General features: G+C 65.2%; 13 protein-coding genes. 5 read left to right on the top strand and 8 right to left on the bottom strand.

Translation table 11 applies throughout. From position 1 onward, the window contains the following. Entirely contained in the window at window positions 1-825 is an 825-nt protein-coding gene (gene thiD, locus CS1GBM3_RS03030; RefSeq protein ID WP_072391206.1) for a bifunctional hydroxymethylpyrimidine kinase/phosphomethylpyrimidine kinase, read from the top strand. A gap of 404 nt (window positions 826-1229) precedes the next feature. Then, window positions 1230-2489 (top strand): MFS transporter, encoded by a 1260-nt coding sequence (locus CS1GBM3_RS03025; protein WP_072393550.1) that lies wholly within the window; start codon window positions 1230-1232, stop codon window positions 2487-2489. Here CS1GBM3_RS03025 and dgcA read toward each other — a convergent pair whose 3' ends face one another. Together dgcA and CS1GBM3_RS03015 are read right to left on the bottom strand one after the other, a co-directional pair. Continuing rightward, on the bottom strand, window positions 2490-3482 hold the full coding sequence (gene dgcA / locus CS1GBM3_RS03020) for an N-acetyl-D-Glu racemase DgcA (protein WP_072391203.1): 993 nt from the start codon (window positions 3480-3482) through the stop codon (window positions 2490-2492). It abuts the gene before it with no gap. A gap of 25 nt (window positions 3483-3507) precedes the next feature. Continuing rightward, a complete protein-coding gene (locus CS1GBM3_RS03015) occupies window positions 3508-6420 on the bottom strand; it encodes an apolipoprotein A1/A4/E domain-containing protein (RefSeq protein WP_244534537.1) in 2913 nt (970 codons plus the stop codon). A gap of 446 nt (window positions 6421-6866) precedes the next feature. Between CS1GBM3_RS03015 and CS1GBM3_RS03010 the strand changes: the two genes are divergently transcribed. From CS1GBM3_RS03010 to CS1GBM3_RS03000, 3 genes are all read left to right on the top strand, one after another. Further along, a complete protein-coding gene (locus tag CS1GBM3_RS03010; RefSeq protein ID WP_083566994.1) occupies window positions 6867-7304 on the top strand; it encodes an Hpt domain-containing protein in 438 nt (145 codons plus the stop codon). A 225-nt stretch (window positions 7305-7529) separates the two neighbouring features. Continuing rightward, window positions 7530-7850 (top strand): 2Fe-2S iron-sulfur cluster-binding protein, encoded by a 321-nt coding sequence (locus tag CS1GBM3_RS03005; protein ID WP_072391200.1) that lies wholly within the window; start codon window positions 7530-7532, stop codon window positions 7848-7850. Window positions 7851-7909: 59 nt separating this feature from the next. Continuing rightward, window positions 7910-8971, top strand: coding sequence for an NAD(P)/FAD-dependent oxidoreductase (locus CS1GBM3_RS03000; protein ID WP_072391197.1), 1062 nt, complete (start codon window positions 7910-7912; stop codon window positions 8969-8971). Between the two features lie 22 nt (window positions 8972-8993). On the opposite strand, the gene rsmA is transcribed toward CS1GBM3_RS03000, so the two are convergent. The 6 genes from rsmA to lptF form a co-directional block, all read right to left on the bottom strand. Continuing rightward, window positions 8994-9905: a 16S rRNA (adenine(1518)-N(6)/adenine(1519)-N(6))-dimethyltransferase RsmA gene (rsmA, locus tag CS1GBM3_RS02995; protein WP_072391194.1), complete on the bottom strand. Its 912-nt coding sequence runs from the start codon at window positions 9903-9905 to the stop codon at window positions 8994-8996. Further along, window positions 9905-10942 (bottom strand): 4-hydroxythreonine-4-phosphate dehydrogenase PdxA, encoded by a 1038-nt coding sequence (gene pdxA / locus CS1GBM3_RS02990; RefSeq protein ID WP_072391191.1) that lies wholly within the window; start codon window positions 10940-10942, stop codon window positions 9905-9907. Before pdxA ends, rsmA begins: the two co-directional genes overlap by 1 nt. Beyond that, the gene (locus CS1GBM3_RS02985) at window positions 10942-12147 is read right to left on the bottom strand and encodes a peptidylprolyl isomerase family protein (protein ID WP_072391189.1); all 1206 of its coding nucleotides are present in this window, start codon (window positions 12145-12147) and stop codon (window positions 10942-10944) included. Before CS1GBM3_RS02985 ends, pdxA begins: the two co-directional genes overlap by 1 nt. Window positions 12148-12384: 237 nt before the next feature. Further along, window positions 12385-14775 carry an LPS-assembly protein LptD gene (locus CS1GBM3_RS02980; RefSeq protein WP_072391186.1) on the bottom strand — a complete coding sequence of 797 codons (2391 nt, stop codon included), beginning with the start codon at window positions 14773-14775 and terminating at the stop codon, window positions 12385-12387. A 120-nt stretch (window positions 14776-14895) separates the two neighbouring features. Continuing rightward, window positions 14896-15990 carry an LPS export ABC transporter permease LptG gene (gene lptG / locus CS1GBM3_RS02975; protein WP_072391183.1) on the bottom strand — a complete coding sequence of 365 codons (1095 nt, stop codon included), beginning with the start codon at window positions 15988-15990 and terminating at the stop codon, window positions 14896-14898. A 2-nt stretch (window positions 15991-15992) separates the two neighbouring features. Then, window positions 15993-17225: an LPS export ABC transporter permease LptF gene (gene lptF / locus CS1GBM3_RS02970; RefSeq protein ID WP_072391180.1), complete on the bottom strand. Its 1233-nt coding sequence runs from the start codon at window positions 17223-17225 to the stop codon at window positions 15993-15995. Between the last annotated feature and the right edge of the window lie 462 nt (window positions 17226-17687).

Below are 17687 nucleotides of genomic sequence, written 5' to 3'. Positions count from 1 at the left end.
TTGGCCGCCGCGCCGAACGCCACGCCGATTGCGCTCACCATCGCCGGCTCCGATAGCTCGGGCGGCGCCGGCATCCAGGCCGACATCAAGACGTTCACGGCGCTCGGCGTCTATGGCGCGTCGGTTCTCACCGCCATCACGGCCCAGAACACACAGGGCGTGCAGGACGTGCTGACGCTGCCGCCGGCCATCATCGCCGCGCAGATGACGTCGATCGCCTCGGATCTCGCGGTCGGTGCCATCAAGACGGGCATGCTCGCCGACACGGCGACCGTCGACACTGTGGTCAACGGGTTGTCAGCCTTCCGAGGTGTGCCGCTCGTTGTCGATCCGGTCATGGTTGCAACCAGCGGCGACGTGCTGCTCGCGCCCGACGCCATAGACGCGGTCCGCACGCGCCTTTTCCCGCGGGCAACAGTCGTCACGCCGAACTTGCGCGAGGCCGCCCGCCTGCTGGACGAGGAGATCGCAACCTCGGCCGACGAGATGGAGGCGCAAGGCCGCCGCTTGCTGGCGCTCGGACCCGAGGCGGTGTTGATGAAGGATGGGCACGGGGAGGGGCCGGAGGCCACAGACATCCTCGTTCTGCAATCAGGATCGTTGCGCTTCTCCGCGCCGCGCATCGCAACGCGCGCCACGCACGGCACCGGCTGCACGCTGGCAGCTGCCATCGCCGCGCGCCTCGCTGAGGGGGACTCGCTGCCAAGCGCAGTGGGGGCCGCCAAGGACTACGTTTGGATTGCCATCAAGGGCGGCCAAACGCTGGCTGTCGGCAAGGGGAATGGGCCCGTCGATCATCTGCACGGCATCCGCCGGCGGCGCTAACATCCGTTTACGGCGCAACGGGACCGGAAGGGCCTCGCAAAACAGCAGTCAACCAATGGGTTAATCGGACGGGTTATGACATGTTGCTTCCTTGCATCGCCATCCTCTGAATGCGGTGCCCCAAAGTCGCCTCCGTATTGCCACCACTGCCCTCTTCTGCAACTCTGCCCCTCGTGCAGCGCCTACGTCGGGGGGCGATAGAGCAGCGCACAACACTACTACTTTTGGGGGGAGCTGATCGGCGATCAGGGACGCCGTTCGCTCGGTAAAAACCGGTCCGGGTTCTCCGGGCCGGTTTTTTCTTTTTGAGTAGCAAGCTGAGAGTGCGTCTCTCGCGCCCCTTCGAGACCTCTGCTAAACGCCGCGCACGGGCAGGACAGAGAGCGGCGGCGTCGGTGGCGCAGGTGCAGGATCACAAACCAAGAACGGCCGCAGCCGCGCGCACGTCCTACAGTCTGCGTCTGGGTTTCTTCTATGGCGCGCTGTTCCTGATCCTCGGCGTGCATCTGCCGTATCTGCCTGTTTGGCTCGACGTGCGCGGGCTAAGCGCCGTGGAGATTGCCATCGTCACCGCCGCGCCGCTCTTTTTGCGCATCTTCATCACCCCGACCATCGCCATGCTGGCCGACCGTACGGGAAGCCACAGAACCCTGATCAACGTGCTGGCGTGGACGGCCGTGGTGCTCGCGGTCGGGCTCTCGCAGTTGCAGGGTTTCTGGCTGATCCTGCTTTTTGCCATGCTGCTTGCCATCGCCTTCTCGACCATCATGCCCCTGACCGAGACCATCGCGGTGGCGGGCGTGCGAACTCATGGCCTGGACTATGGGCGGATGCGGCTCTGGGGCTCGATTACGTTCGTCGTCGCCGGCTTTATCGGCGGCTGGTTGATCGACCACGTCGGCGCCGGCGTCGTGATCGGCTGCATCATCGCTGGCGTGATCGTGACGGCCGGTTTCGGCTGGATGCTCCCCGAGTGCGCAACTGCTCGCCCGGATCGCTACCGAGAAAACCCGGCCGAGCGTCCCGAACGGAAAGCACCTAGCGGATACGGCCTCCGCGAAGCGCAGAAGCTCGTCGGATCGCCGATCTTTCTCGCGTTTCTGGTCGCCGTCGGCGCGGCGCAGGGCGCCCATGGCATGTTCTACACCTTCGGTGCGCTCTCCTGGCACGCGCAGGGGATCTCGACTGCGTGGGTTGGCACGCTATGGGCCATCGCCATCGCTGGTGAGGTGGCGCTCTTCGCATACTCCGGCAACGTGATCCGTCGGTGGGGACCGGTGACGCTGATGCTCGCCGCGACGGGTGCCGCGATCGCGCGCTGGGCGCTGATGAGCCTTGCTCCGCCGCTCACGGCGCTGATCCCGTTGCAGATGCTGCACACCCTGACCTACGGCGGCTCTCACCTCGCAGCGATGCACTTTATCGCCCGCGCCGTGCCGGAAAGCGCGCAAGGCACCGCTCAGGCGCTCTACGCCAGCGTCGCCTCAGGAGTCGTCATGGGGATTTCGACCCTGGCCTCAGGCTGGCTTTACGCGCGGGTCGGCAGCCAGGCCTACCTCGCGATGGCGGCGCTGGCGGCGGTCGGTCTCGTCGGCGCGATCATCGTCCGCGCCCGTTGGAGTGGCGGCCTTCTCTGGTCCGAGAGCGAGGAGCGTCCGGCCTGATCAGCCCCAGAGCCGCGCCGGAGGCGGATAGAGTAGACCGCCATCGAGGCGGGCCGGCGGGTCGCGATCGACGGACAGCAGCAACGGCCCGTCAAGATCCACCCACTCCGCACCCTGCGCCAGGATGAACGCCGGCGCCACCGCGAGCGATGTCGCCACCATTGACCCGACCATGACGCGGAGCCCCGCCTCGCGCGCCGCGTCCCGCAGCGCCAGCGCTTCTGTGAGGCCACCGGCCTTGTCGAGCTTGATGTTAACGGCGTCATAGCGGTGCAGGACGGCCGGAAGATCCTTGCGTGTATGCACGCTCTCATCGGCACAGACCGGAACCGAATGCGCAAGCCCTTCGAGCATGTCGTCGGCCCCGGCGGGAAGCGGCTGCTCGATCAGCTCGAAGCCGGCATTGCCCGCGGCTGCCAGGAACGGCCCCACCATATCCTCGCTCCAGGCCTCGTTGGCATCGGCGACGAGGCGTGCGTCCGGACGCGCCTGCCGCACGGCCGCCATGCGGTCCATGTCGCCATCGCCGCCCAGTTTGAGCTTCAGCAGCCCATACTGACCGGCGTCCTTGGCGCATCGCGCCATTTCTTCCGGCGTGTCTAAGCTCAACGTGAAGCAGGTCGTGACGGGGGCTACGGAACCGGTGATGCCGGCGCGCTTGGAGGCGGCCACGCCGCTGCCTTTCGCCTCGAGGTCCCACAGCGCGCAATCGAGCGCGTTGCGGGCTGCGCCTGCGGGCATTCCGGCGAGGAGCGCCGCCCGGTTTGCCAGGAGATGCGGGGTGTCTGCCACGGCGGAGATCGCGGACGCGACGTACTCCGGGGTCTCGCCATAACGGCCATATGGCGTGCACTCACCGCGGCCGGTGAAGCGGCCATCGGAGACAGTAACGGAGACAACGACCGCTTCCGTCTTGGCGCCGCGCGAGATCACGAACGGCACCCTCAATGGAAATCGGTCGATAGAAACCGCAAACGTTAACTCGGCGCTCATCAGGGTCTTTCGCTGAAGCGTCCGTTTACGAAATACGGCCGCTGAGATGCGCCAAGAACAGATAGACCCGTCCCATATCGGAGAGGAGATGTGCGTTGACCGCACGCCCCGAAGGGTCTCGCTGCTCGGCGTCGCGACGGATATTCTCGAAATCAATTAAGTAGTGGTTGATCGTGCGCTGCAGGTCGGCATCGGATCGGTAGCGTATGCTGAGATCGTCGAAAATAGCGCGCCCCTCGGGCGTGTAAATGCTGCGGACCATCACACCGCGCTGCCCGGCGGCAATGCGCTGCCAAAGGGCAGCCGTGGTCGCAGGATCGAGTGCGCGTGCGATGAGGTCAATCTGATTTTGAAACGGAACCGGCGCAACAGGCAGCTGGGGCGGGGGATGAGTCCCGGCGCCGTGCGCCTCGTCGTCGCGCGAGGCGCGCGCCAGAAGATCGCCGAGCGACCAGCCTTCCCGTCCGTCCGGTGGACCACCCCCCGCGCCGCCGGGACGCGGCAAGGCCTGCTGGTACGGAGATGTCGGTTGGCGGGGCGCGCCACGTGCTTCTGCAACATAGGAGCCCGTGAGAGAGCTCTGCGCGGATCCGCCATAAGGCGAGGGCGACGGCTGCGGCAACGAGACGTCGCGGCCGGAGATCGAGCGCGTCGTGAGGTTCGAGAGCTGCTCGATGGCTCGCAGCTGGTCGTGCAGAGCGCGCCGCATGGCTTCCGCATTCTCGCGCGTTGCCGTCGGCAACTGGTCCATCTCGCGCTTGAGGCGCGCCTGCTCGGCGGCGATGTCGGCTGCGGCCCGGCTCGCGCGCTGGCGCACCTCGTCCGACGTCTCGTCGAAGCGGCTCGTGAGAGAGGAGAGCTGCTCGGTCACGACGTTTGAGATTGAGGAGAAGCGGTTCTTGAGCTCATCGAGCGCTCGCTCGCCTTCGGCCCCGGCTTCGAGCCGGAAGCGTTCGAGATCGGCGAGGGCTGCCCTCTGCGCCGCCTCGGTGCTGACGCGAAGCTCCTCGGCCGCCGCCCGCGCGCGCTGCTCGGCGCTGGTGAGCGAGCCCTCCATCGTCGAAGAGAAGCCCTGCACGAAGCGGCCGAACTCGTCCGCCTTGCCGGTCAGCTGCTCCATGGTCTGCGTCAGCTCGGCGTGCCGGCCTTGCAGCGTCGCTTCGATCTTGTAGTTGGCGTTCTCAAGCGAGTTGGCGGCGCGCATGATCGCCTGCCCCTGACCCTCGAACCGGTTGGTGACGGCGTTGACCTGGCCGAGCAGGTTCTCCGACACGCGCTTCAGCATATCGGATTGGCCGGCGAGGCCCTCGATGGCCTTCAGCGACTGGCGCGTGATGTTCTCGCTAGTGCGCCGCACGGAGTTGATGCCGTGCATCACGCTTTCGTCGAGGTTGACGGCCTGGCGCGCGATCGTTTCGCTGAACGAGCGCGCGTGGCTGTCGAGCGCGCTCGTCAGTGCGCGCGCTTTCTCGGCCACGGCGGAGTCGATCGTCATCGTCGAGCGTACGATCGACTCGTCGAACGAGCGCAGCCGCTCACCGAACGCCGCATCAAGCGCCTTGGTGCGCTCGACGAGCTGGATGTCCAGAGCCTGCGCCTTGTTGGACAGCGACGTGTCGAGGGCGCGTGCGTATTCCTCGAAGACGCTCTGCAACTTTTCGGTGCGCTGGCTGAGCGAGGTATCGAGCGTGTCGACGTAGCTCGCGATGGCGGCCTGCAGCTGGTCCGTGCGCGCGCCGAGCGCTGTCGCGAGGCCCGAGGTGTAGCCTTCGAGCATGACCTGCAGCTGGTGTGTCTTGCCGCCCAGCGCGCTCTCGAGCCTGTCCGTGCTCTGTCCAACCGCAGTCTCGAGTTGGGCCAGGTTGTCGCCGGCGCCCTGAATGATGCCAGCCAGCTTGATCTGCTGATTGGAGAGCCGGTCGATCAAGGTCGGAATGTCGGTGCCAAGCGTCTTCAGCGTTTCCGTAACACGCTCGCTGGTCGAGAGCAGAGAGGTGCGTTCGCCCGCAAGCTCCTGGATCAGGCTCTTGATCTTCCGCTCGTTCTCTTCGTAGGAGCGCTCGAGCGCGGTGACCTCGTTGTGCACCAGAGCTTCGAGCTCTCCTGCGCGGCCGAGCGCCCGGGAGATGGCATCGTTCATGAACGACACCTGCCGGCGCACGGCTTGCCCGAGCGACGCCACCGATTGCTCGGCCATGCGGTCGGGTTCTGCGAGGCGGATCGCCACCTCCGTCATCGTTGAGGAGCGCAGACGCAATTCGTCCGAGCGCCAGGCGAGTAGCGCCAGCGCCCACAGCACGGCGATCGGCACGATGATCGCGGTCACTGTGAGGAAGGTGGACGGCTTCGCGAGCAGCGTCGCGAGCGTCGCGCCCGCTTCGAGTTCAGCACTGACGATGATCCAGCCGAAGACCAGGCAGATCGCGACCCAGCCCGCTGACGCCATGGCCGCGTACTTGAACGGCGTCGTCGAAGGCTTTTGCTCGAGAGCATAAATCAGGCCGCCGATGGACGGGGCGTCGTCATTGGCGGCGATCTTCTGGCGTGGGGGGCCAGCGGGACGCCGGCGCGCCATGCGCCGGACCGGCTCCACCGGTGGCTCGGCAGGGCGCTCACTCGCCACGGGCGGCGCTGCCTGCGCCCGCGCGGCCATGTTCGGAAGGGGCGGCGGAAGCTTGTGGTTGCCCGACGCTGTGGCCGATCCGAGGTTAACGACGGAGCTTGCCGGCAGAACCAGCGCCAGAGAGTCCGCGAGGCTGCTGTCGCCAGAGCCCTTCGTGGGCGCATTGGATTTGGAAGCATCGCCGCTGCCGGATGCGGCTCCAGCCGGCAGGGGAGGGGGCAACGCAGGCGAAGTCTTAACCGAAGCCGCCTGAGCAGCCCCGTCGGGTGGCCCCTTCGGAGCGGCCGCCGAGCCTGTTTTCTGTTCCTGAGCCATCCACCCCGTCCGCGCCCGAAAAACGGCCGCCCACCACCACGTTACTGCAACTCAAGGCTTTTGCTCAAATGGGATTTTGACCGTAACCGGCCCAATCAACCGTCTTTTCGGCAGTCGCAATCCGCCGCTCCTCGTCGGAGACGTTCGTCTGCCGCGCCTTGAGATCCTGGGTGCCGGTTCCGGGGGTAGGAGACCTTTGGGGCCAAATGAAGTTCGCCCGCCCCTCGGCGGTGTCGCAGAATGGGACGCTGCAACTCCAAAAAACCAGCCGAAGCCGTTGAATCAATGTCAATCTTATAATACGAATTAACAATTACTTAGCGTATTGCGTTCAGACTTTATTAGAGCAGGGCGGCGGACTCTCAGTCCGCGCCTGCAAATCCTGGGTGCCGACGGGAACCGGCACCGGGATCAGAGGTCCTTCCCAAGAGTAGGTCTGAACGCCAATGGCCCACCTGCGAGAACGCGCGCTTTTCGTCCGCCATGACACCCGCATTCCCGGTCACGCCGCCGAGGGCGGCGCTCCTGGCGTTCCCACAGGCGAGCCCATCGACCGCGTCCACCTGGCCCGCTACACGCTCGGCAGCGCCACACTCGAGCGCGAGATTATCGGCCTTTTCCTGGCGCAGCTTCCGCTCAGCATCGAACAGCTGCGCTTCGCAGCGACCGATCGCGAGTGGCAGATCGCGGCCCACACCATCAAGGGCTCCGCGCGCGCTGTCGGCGCTTGGCAGATCGCGCGCTTGGCCGAAGAGGCCGAGAAGACCTCGGGCGTGACCGACGAGGCGGTGCGCGAGCGGGTGCTGGCCGAGCTCGAAACGGCAGGCGAGGCCGTCGAGAGCTACGTCGCGGTTGTCTTCCCCGCTGATGCAACCCGCGCCTGATTTCAGGCGGCACACACAACTTATTGCAATTTAATACTTTTCACTGTGTCCCGGCGTTCGGACGCAGGGCAGTGCCGGTGCTTGAATTTCACATCCGGGCCCTTTAATCCTGCCGCGATCATGCTCCGTACAAGATGATGAGCGCTTCGGACCGTGAAAGCGTCCGGAACGCACGCATCAGCCTCGCTTGAGGGGAGGGGCAGCAGCACTTGGAGCAGGCCGTCGATGGCAAAAATCACTTTCGTCCAACCCGACGGCACGAGCCAGACCGTGGACGCTGAACCGGGCATTACCGTCATGGAGGCGGCCAAGCTGAACGACATCGAAGGTATCGAGGCGGAATGCGGCGGCGCCTGCGCCTGCGCCACCTGCCACGTCTACGTCGATCCCGAATGGGTCGAGAAGACGGGTTCGCCCGAGACTCTCGAGGAAGATATGCTGGATTTCGCCTTCGACGTGCGCCCCGAGAGCCGCCTGAGCTGTCAGATCAAAGTCACGCCCGAGCTGGACGGGCTCACCGTCCGCGTCCCAGCAAAACAGTTCTGAAGCGCGACAGAGCAATTGGAAAGAGCGCGGCCGGCGACGCGCGAGATAGGAGAACGATCATGGCACTGGACGACGCCGCAGCGGCCGACAGCACGTCTACCGGCGCAGCGGAATTCGACGCCGTCGTCATCGGCGCCGGCCCCGTCGGGCTCTTCGCCGTGTTCGAGCTCGGCCTCGTCGACATCAAGACCTGCGTCATCGATATTCTCGATCGACCGGGCGGCCAGTGCGCCGAGCTCTATCCCGAGAAACCGATCTACGACATTCCGGCGCTGCCGACCGTGACCGGTCAGGAGCTTACCGATCGGCTCATGGAGCAGATCAAGCCCTTCGGGGCCACGTTCGTGTTCGGCGAACGCGTTGACGAACTGCAGCGCGGCGAGGACGGACGCTTTCATCTCAAGACCGACGCCGGTCGCGAGGTCACGGCCAAGGTGGTGGTCGTTGCCGCCGGCGGCGGCTCGTTCACGCCCAAGCGCCCGCCGCTCGACGGCATCGAGGCCTACGAAGACAAGTCGGTGTTCTACGCGGTCCGCCGCATGGAAAACTTCCGCGACAAGGACGTGCTGATCGTCGGCGGCGGTGATTCCGCGCTCGATTGGACGCTGAACCTTGCCCCGGTTGCGCGCTCGCTTACGCTGCTGCACCGGCGCGACGAGTTCCGCGGCGCGCCGCACTCGGTCGAGAAGATGCGCGCGCTTGTCTCCGAGGGAAAGGTACGCCTGGTCATCGGCCAGGTCACACAGCTGCACGGTGAGAACGGCAACCTGGAAGCGGTGACGGCGAAAACCGCGAACGGCGAGGAGCGGCTCGCGGTGAATACCGTGCTGCCCTTCTTCGGGCTCACCATGAAGCTCGGCCCCGTCGCGCACTGGGGCCTGAACCTCAACGAGAACCTGATCCTAGTCGATACCGAGAAGTTCGAGACCAGCGAGAAGGGGATCTTCGCGATCGGCGATATCAATTGGTATCCCGGCAAGCTGAAGCTCATTCTGTCGGGCTTCCACGAGGCGGCGCTGATGGCGCAGCAAGCGCACAAATATGTGTATCCCGACAAGAAGCTGATGTTCCAGTACACGACCTCGTCGTCGAGCCTGCAGAAGAAGCTCGGCGTGAAATAGCAGCGGTGGCTTAAGGCGCTGCTCAGCGCCCGGCGATCGATCGCTCGTAAACAAGGGCGAGCCGCGCGAAATCGCGCACAGACAAGCGTTCGGCCCTGAGATCCGGTGCAATGCCGGCGGCGTCCAGAAGCTCTTCAGGGTTTGCGACCAGCGTTCTGAGCGACGCCCGCAGCATCTTGCGCCGCTGGCCGAATGCCGCCGCGGTGACGCGTCCGAGCGCCGTCACGGAGCAGGCGGGTTGCGGCACCTCGCGCGGCGTGAACACGACGACGGCCGAAGACACCTTCGGCGGCGGCGTGAAGGCTTCCGGCTTCAGCGTCAACGCGATATGCGCCGACGCCCGCCATTGCGAGATCACCGAAAGGCGCCCGTAGTCCTTGCCTCCCGGCTGAGCGACGATGCGCTCCGCGACCTCCTTCTGAAACATCAGCACCATGCGGTCCCACCACGGCGGCCACGGCTCGGTCTCGAGCCAGCCGACGAGCAGCGTCGTCGCGGCGTTGTAGGGAAGGTTCGCGGCGATGACGGCCTTGCCGGTGTGCCCGCCGATGAGCCCGCGCCAATCTGCTTCGAGCGCGTCGCCATCGTGCACCTCGAGCTGACCGGGATAGCGCGCGCTGATTTCAGCGAGCGCCGGCAGGCAGCGGGAATCCCGCTCCACGGCCACGACGCGCGCCGCGCCCTCGAGCAGCAAGGCGCGCGTAAGGCCGCCCGGCCCAGGTCCCACCTCGACCACCGTGCGCCCTGTAATAGAGCCACCGGCACGCGCGATACGGCGCGTCAGATTTAGGTCGAGAATGAAGTTCTGCCCGAGGCTCTTCTTGGCGGCGAGGTCGTAGCGGCGGATAACGTCGCGCAGCGGTGCTAGGCCGTCGGGGCTTGCGCCGGGCCGTGCCTCCGCATGCTCGGCATCGTCGTCGGCCGCGCTTCCCATCAGACGCGCTCGGCGCTGTGGCTCGCGCGGCGGCGAGCAATCGCATCGGCAACTTTGAGCGCTTCGATGAGGCTCGAAGCGCGCGCACGCCCCGTTCCGGCGAGCGAAAAGGCCGTGCCGTGATCGGGCGACGTGCGCACGAACGGCAGCCCGATGGTGACATTGACGCCCGTATCGAAGGCCAGCGTCTTGATCGGGATCAGCGCCTGATCGTGATACATCGCGAGCACCGCGTCATAGGCCTGCCGCGCCTCCGCATGGAACAGCGTATCCGCCGGATGCGGGCCGGTCACGGCCAATCCCTCGCGCACGAGCGCGGCGATCGCCGGCGCGATGATGCGCGCGTCCTCGTCTCCAATTCTGCCGTCCTCGCCCGCGTGTGGATTGAGACCGGTCACCGCGATACGAGGCTGAGCAATGCCGAAGTCTTGAGCGAGCGAGCGGTCAAGAATGCGAGCGGTCGTCTCGATCGCCTCGGCCGAGATCGCCGCCGGCACGCGCGCCAGCGGAATGTGCACGGTGAGCGGCACCACCTTGAGCGCATCGGACGCGAGCAGCATGACGGGCCTCGCGTTCAGGGCGCCGAAATGCGCTTCCGCCAACGCGCCGAGATACTCGGTATGGCCGGGATGCGAAAATCCGGATGTCATGAGCACGGATTTCGCGATGGGGTTCGTCACCACCGCCCGCGCATCGCCCTTGCGCACGGCGAGCACGGCAGCTTCGATCGAGCCGATGACCGCCGGCGCGTTGGTTGAATCCGGCTGGCCGGCCGTCACAGGCGCCGGGCACGCAACAGGAAAGACAGGGAGGCGCGTCTCGAACACGGATGCCGCCTGCGAAACGGCCGGGATCACCGCGATGTCGACCGAAAGCCCGAGCGCCTGCGCACGCGCGGCGAGAACATCGGCATCGCCGAATACCGCGAATGGCGCCAGCGCCTGCTCGCGCCGCGCCAGCCAAGCAATAAGCGTGATGTCAGGTCCGATTCCCGCTGGATCGCCCGCGGTCAGGGCGAGGGGAGGAGCGGGGCTCATTACCGGATCTCGATGGACGCGTCCTGCCGCAGGTCCTTCAGATGCTTCTGGGCAAGCACGTCGAACTCCTGCTGGCGAAGCTCGGCCTGAGCGTTCTCGCGCGCCGAGTTTTCGGCCTTCCGGCCGCACAGCGCCCACAGCTCGACACCGCCGTTGCTGACGCTTGCCGGAAGGAGATCGCCGTCACGCGCATTAAGCAGCAGGCTACGGGTGGGCTCCGGAATGGTCGATGGCTTGCGCGCACCGAGATCCTCGTGCCGGCCTCCCGCGGAGGCCGCGAGTGATGGTAACGACGCGCAGCCCGAGAACTGCCGCGCTACCGCGTCAGCTTCGGCAATGCGTTGTGCAATGACCGACTGATCGACGGCGCCCGGCAGCGGAAACGTGATGCGCTGGACCTGCAACTCGACATCGCCCTGAGCCTGTACCGACGTGGTCGCCATCAGCTGGTCCACGTCGCGCTCGGTGATCGAAACCAGATGGCCGAAGCGACGCCGAACGACTTCGCGCCAGGACATCTCGGCCTTGAAGCGGCTCTTCATGGTGCGGATGTCGACACCCATGCCCTTCATGTGCTGGCCGAACTGCTCGAGCGTCATCTTGTTGCGCTCGGCGATACCGCCAACGATCTTGTCGACCTCGGCATCCTCTGCGACGACGTTGAGCTGTTTTGCGGCCTGCAGCTTGAGCTTCTCCTCGATCAGCTCGTCCTGCGCCTTGCCCTTCGATCCGGCGAGCGCGCTGGAGCGGGCCTCGCGCTTGAGCTGGTTCATCATGTCGGCCTGCAGCTGCTTGACGAACTTTGTCTGCAGCGCCTGCGCTTCCTCCTGCGACTGCACGTTGTTCTTCTGCAGAATCTGCTTGAAGCGCTCGTTGGTCTTCGGGTTCTGGATGATCGACTTCCAGCGCGCCTCGGCTTTGGCGCGCATGTCACCGCCGCCACCTCCACCTTGAAGGGCGAGGAACGCTGCGCGCTGTTCGATCTCGTAGGCCGTGATCGGCTCGTCGTTGACGAGAACGGCAATCGAAAGGCCGCCCTTGGGACGTTCCGCCTTGAGGGCCGGATTGACGATCTCGGCATTGGCCGTGGTCTGGGCCAGCAGAACCGGTTTGCCGGGCTCAGCGGCGGCACTCAGCACGCCGAAGCCGGTGGCGAGCAGGGCTCCCCCGGTAGCTAAAACGACGGCACGGGTAAAATTGGACATCAAGGCTGTCTCGTCAGCGCAGACGGGTCAAATCGCGACCGGTTGGACATCGAGGGCCGGCGCATCCGGCTCTCCGGGGCTAAGTGCCCACCAGCATAAGCCCGGCGGGATTCGGGCGCAAAGGCCACGCGCCTCAGCAACTTATCCACATGAACCTTGGCAGTGCCAAGGCGGCGAAGCCTAAACCTGCCGATCCGGGACCATGCACCCGGTAATCCGGCACGGCAGGGAGAGATATCAATTCGATTGCTTGAACGCCGAGGAGTCTTCGCCGCCGAGGTAGTCGACCACATTGGTCTGATAGTTAAAGCCGCCGAGGTGCTTGAACTCGAAGCGCAGCATCACAACCTGGTCAGGCTCGATATCGCGGCCCGGGTCGGTGATGAACGTCTCGCTGTAGGTGGCGCTCAGCATGAAGCACTCGTCCAGGTAGGCGAGCGTGATCGAGTCCATCAGACGTTCGTTGTTGTCGAGGTCGTAGCGCATGGAGCCCGACAGCGTCCAGCGATCGGTCAGACGCAGCGTCGCCTGGCCGAGAATTTCCTCGCCCTCGCGGTAATCGTTCGAGGCTGTGTACGAGCTGTTCGTCTGGTAGTCGAAGACCTGGCCGTAGGTATAGGTGACGGCGGTCGACAGCGGCCCGTAGGTGAACACGCCGGTCAAGTCCGCGCGCCGCACCGACAGGTCGTCCTCGTCGAAGCGCGTTTGCGAGATCACACGGAAGATATCGGTCGGCGCCAGGTAGACACCGAGCACGTAGTCGGAATCGTCGGTCTCGAGGCCGCTGTCGGCGTTGAATGCCGTACCGTCCTGATATCTATTCTCGCTATAGGCGTTGTCACCCGAGAGATGGAAGCTCTGGCCGGCGAGAACACGCGCGTATCCCACCGGTCCCTGGAAGGTGTACTGCAGGCCGACGTTGGCGCGCACGCCCGTCTCGAGGCGGTCATAGCCCGAGAACTTGGATGTCGAGAACAGATTGGTGTCGTCGAAAATCAGGCTCTGCGCGTCTTCGTTCGGCAAACCGGCCTGGCTGACACTGGAATTGTGCGCGACGAGCTGGCCGATCGGCTCGATGACGTGCGACGTGGCGCCCACATTGGCCACCCACGGATAGGACACGGTGACACCGCCCGTCGCGAGCCCGCGCAGGAAGGTATCGTCGAGGTTCAGGGTGGGGTCGTTCGGATCGTTGAAATCCGAATAATCCACCTGGTAGACGTCGCCGCGAAGCTCGCCGAACGGCGTGTAGGTGATGCCGACCGCGTCGGTGAAGCGGCGGCGCCAGGATACTTCGGCAATCACGCGGTTCATGTCTTGCGAGACGAGGCCGGAAGCGGAGTCGACGTCCGAGCGCGACAGGCTCAATGCGTTCGCTCTCCAGCGCAGCTCGCCGCCGAGCACCGGGTCCTTGAACACGTAGTTGTGGTCGATCACCGGATGGACCAGCGATTCCGCCGCGTCGTCGTCCTCCACGAGGAGGCCGCCGAAGTGATAAAGCTTGGCGCCGAAGTAATTACGCTCGGAGAGGCCGACGAGCCAAACGTCGTTGACGCGGTCGGTCAGCAGCACGCTGTCGAGTTTGTAGAAGCGGCGAAAGGAATCGTCGCTCTCGATGATCGCGTTCCAGCCGTAGCTCCACCAGCTCGAGAGCGAGAAGCGGCCGTGCGTCTCGATGCTGCCGCGCCAACCATCGCGATTCCGCGCACTATCAGGATCGCCCGGCAGATCCCTCCAGTCCTGGTCGATACCGGCGAGGCTGACGCTGTACTCGCCGTTGGCCAGCCGCTGCCGCCAGTCACCCTGCCAGAGCACGCCCTGCTCGCTCATGTAGCGCGGCCGGAACGTGAAGTCGTAGTGCGGCGACAGCGCGAAATAGTAGGGCAGCTCGAAGAAGACGCCGAGGTCGTTCGAGTTGCCATAGGTCGGCGCCAGGAAACCGCTCTTGCGCTTCACCGACGGATCCGGGTGCTCAAAGTAGGGCAGGTAGGCGACCGTAACGCCGAGGATTTTGAACTCGGCATCCTGGTAGGAGATCGTGGCCGCCGATTGATCATGAATCACGCGCTTGGCGCCGATACACCACAGCGGCGGAACGTTGCCCTCGCTCTTACAGGCCGTGAACGTCGCGTCCGAGAACTCGGTGATGTTGCCTTCGCGGCGCTCGCCGCGCGAGGCCGTGATGCGTGAATCGTCGCGCGCCACCACCGACAGCGACTGCACGAAGCCGTCGCGGAAATCGTCCGTCAGCGTGTAGTTCTCGGCCCGGATGACGTTGCCGTTCGCGTCCTTGAGCTGAACGTTGCCCGACGCCGTCAGCGTGTTGGCACTGCGGTCGTAGATTACCTCGTCGGCCGTCAACACGTTCTTGTTGTAGTAGATTTCGACGTTTCCGCGCGCGATCACGCGGTTGCCAGAGTTGTCGTAGACCAGCTCGTCGCCCTGCAGGTAGAGCGGCAGCGAGCGGTCGAGCTTCTCGGGCTTGCCGAAGATGCCGCCGGGCTGCTCCGGGAAGGCGGAGCCCTTCTGTTTCGGGAGCTGAGCGAGCGCCGGGCTCGCCCCGGCCACGGCAAACGCCAGAAGGAGGAGGGCTGGGATGACGGAGAGCTGGAGGCGTGCGCGGGGCATGGAGTGAGGAATGGTTGCAAAAGACAAGCGCAAACGCCCCCTATCCTCCGCCTGCCGGCGGGAATACGGGGTGAGGAACCGAGTGCATGTCGCCAGCAATGTGCGCGCAACACGCATCACTTAACCGTCCTCCTGGTGCAACAGCACCGTGACCGAACACAGAATGGCGAGAAGCAACGGAACCCAGACCGCCGCCCAAACCGGGGCAAGGCCGGCTGTGCCGATTTGCCTTGAAACCTCAGCGAAAAGGAGAAACCCAAAGCCCCCTACCATTCCTGTAACAACCATAGTCTGGATCCCCCCTGAGCGGAATGACCGCAACGACACAGTTGCCGCCAAAAACACCATGGCGATGCAGAGGAGGGGGCGGGTCAGCAAAAGCTCGTACTGCGTGCGCAATTGAGTTGTGGAAAGACCGGCTTTTTCAGCAACATAGATAAGGTCTGGAAGCTCCCAGAAGGAGATCGAGATGAGGCTGCCGAAGGCATCGGCCGCCCGCTCGGGTGTAAGGTAGGTTGAGAGCAAATATCGGCCGAACGTTTCCGGCTCCCGGCCGACGCCGGAAACGACCGCGTCCCGCAGGACCCAAAAGCCCTCCTGAAGCCGCGCTTCCTTGGCGTCGACCCGCTCGGTGAAGCGGCCCTCTTTGTCGTAGACGAAGGCGGTGACGGCCTTGAGCTCCGTGCCGCGGCGGCCTGCGGAGGCGGCGCTCAGGATGGACTGGCCGTCGAGACCGTCCTGCCGCAGCCACGGGCCGCCGGCGCCCTTGCCGAGCGTCGTCGATTCCCGGCCGAACGCATCGGCGTAAAGCCCCTCGGCCCTGTCGCGGGCCTGGGCGGCCAGCGGATTGAAGACGAGCGAGCTGAACACGCCGAGCAGAAGCGCGACGGCAATGCCGGGTTTCAGGAACTGCCAGACGGACATGCCGCCAGCACGCATCACCGCGAGCTCGCTCTTCCGGCTCAGCATCAACAGCGTGCCGATCGAGCCGACGAGCACGGCAAACGGCAGCAGGATCTCCGTGTAGGCCGGCAATCTGAGCACCGTGATGCGGACGAGCATACCCACGGGGACGCTTCCGTGCTTACCGGCCTGGCGCAGCATCTCCACGAAATCGATCATGAAAATCAATACGGTGCACAGCCCGAACACCGCGAAGATGGCGGTTAGGAACCGCATGCTGAGATAGAGCGACAGGGTGGAGATGCCGGGCATCGCTAGCTCCTCGCGCCTGCGGGCTGCGCACGCCGCCCGAAGCGCTGCCTGAGCCGCTCACCAAGCGCTATCGTCGCGTCGACGATCGTGTCGAGCCGCGCCGCCCCGCGCGACTGGCGCGTGCCGCGCACGATGAGGACCATGGACACCACGATCGCCGCCAGCGGGATGAGATACAGAAACGGCACCGCCCCGGCGTGCAAGCTGACGACGTTGTTCACCGCGAGCCCCCCGAGCCGCAACCCGACGCCGGCCAGGAAGCAGAGCCCGATGCGGGCATGCCGGTTCTGACGCGTGCTCTGCGCCTGCCCGACCATCGCGACGGCCATGAGCACGAACGCCAGCGGATAGAGCGCGCTCGAGAAACGCTCATGCAACTCGGCGCGCATTTTTCCAGGATTGTCATCCTTTGCCCGCTTGCCCTTTTCGGCGTCCTCCTCGGGCGCCTCGCTCATCCCCTCGACAAGCTCGCCGAAATAGCGCTCGCGCGGCCGGAGCTGCGTCGCGCCTTCCTGAACGCGACGCTCGAAGCTGTCGAGATCGACCGCGTACTTGTCGAAAGCGATGATCTGTGTCGGCTCGCTGAGGCCTCCGTTGCGACGGAGAATGTGCCCGTCCATCATGAACAGGTAGGCGCCTCCGTTGTCCTCGACGAGCACGCCCTTGTCCGCGAGATAGGACTGCACCTCGTTGTCCTTGCGCGCGTCGTGCATGACGAGGCCGTGCAGCGTGCCGTCCAGCGTGCGCTCGCGGATATGGAATGTGAGCCCGCGTTCGGGGCTCGAGAAGCGGCCGGGCTGGATGACTTGGGTGAGCAGGTCTGTCCTGACCTGCAGAATGATCTCGCGCAGCTCCCGATAGCTCCATGGCGCGGCGATATGATTGACGAACGTGATGCCGATCATGACCACCGCTGCGAGAGCAGCGAGCGGCTTGACGATCGTCCAAGCCGTTGCACCGGAGGCCGTGAGAACGATGATCTCGCTGTCGCCGTTGAGCCTGTTCAAGGTGTGGATCGTCGTGATCAGCAGCGCGAACGGCGTGATGACCGCAATGAAGCTCGGCAGGCCGAGCGTCGTCATTTTGACGAGTGTTAGCGCGCTCTGCCCGCTGCTCGTGACGACGTTGAGCTCGCGTAGCGCCAGTGAAATCCAGACGACACCTGTCAGAGACAGCAGCACCAGGATTAGCGCACTGCCGGACTGACCGAAGACGTATCGCGAGAAAATCCTCATGTAACGTCGACCACGCTCGGCTCCCGCAGGCCCCCTGCGGGGATGCGGCCGGTCCAGCGCGGCGTGGGGCACCTCTGGGGCGCCACCTTTCGCCGTGTCCCCTCGCGGGGGCTGCGCGCGTCCGAATCCCTCGTCTCGATTGAAGCCTCGTCCCACGGCAGAATGGCGGAATTTCGGCTGTTCTCCAAGCCTCTAGGCCATCTGGCTTGTGGGTGGCATGTGGACTGGCCTCGGCCCGCCTCAGCCCCCACCGGGCAACCATAAAGTCCCTTTTCCCGCCGCAAAGCGGGCCGGCCCACCTTGCACTTCCCCGGCAAGCAGCTAAGTTTTAAGGCAAAGATCGAAAAGCACCCGCCCAGTTTGGCACGGTCGCGGCAGCGATGGCGCACAGTTTTCGTGTGCCAAGCCGGTTCCGTGTTTCCCATATTCATCCCGGACGCGCCCGGCACACGTGTCCCTTGA

Origin of the sequence: Hyphomicrobium sp. CS1GBMeth3 (genome assembly GCF_900117455.1) — a bacterium.
Taxonomy (GTDB): Bacteria; Pseudomonadota; Alphaproteobacteria; order Rhizobiales; family Hyphomicrobiaceae; genus Hyphomicrobium_C.
This window is presented reverse-complemented; position numbering and strand designations above follow the sequence as displayed.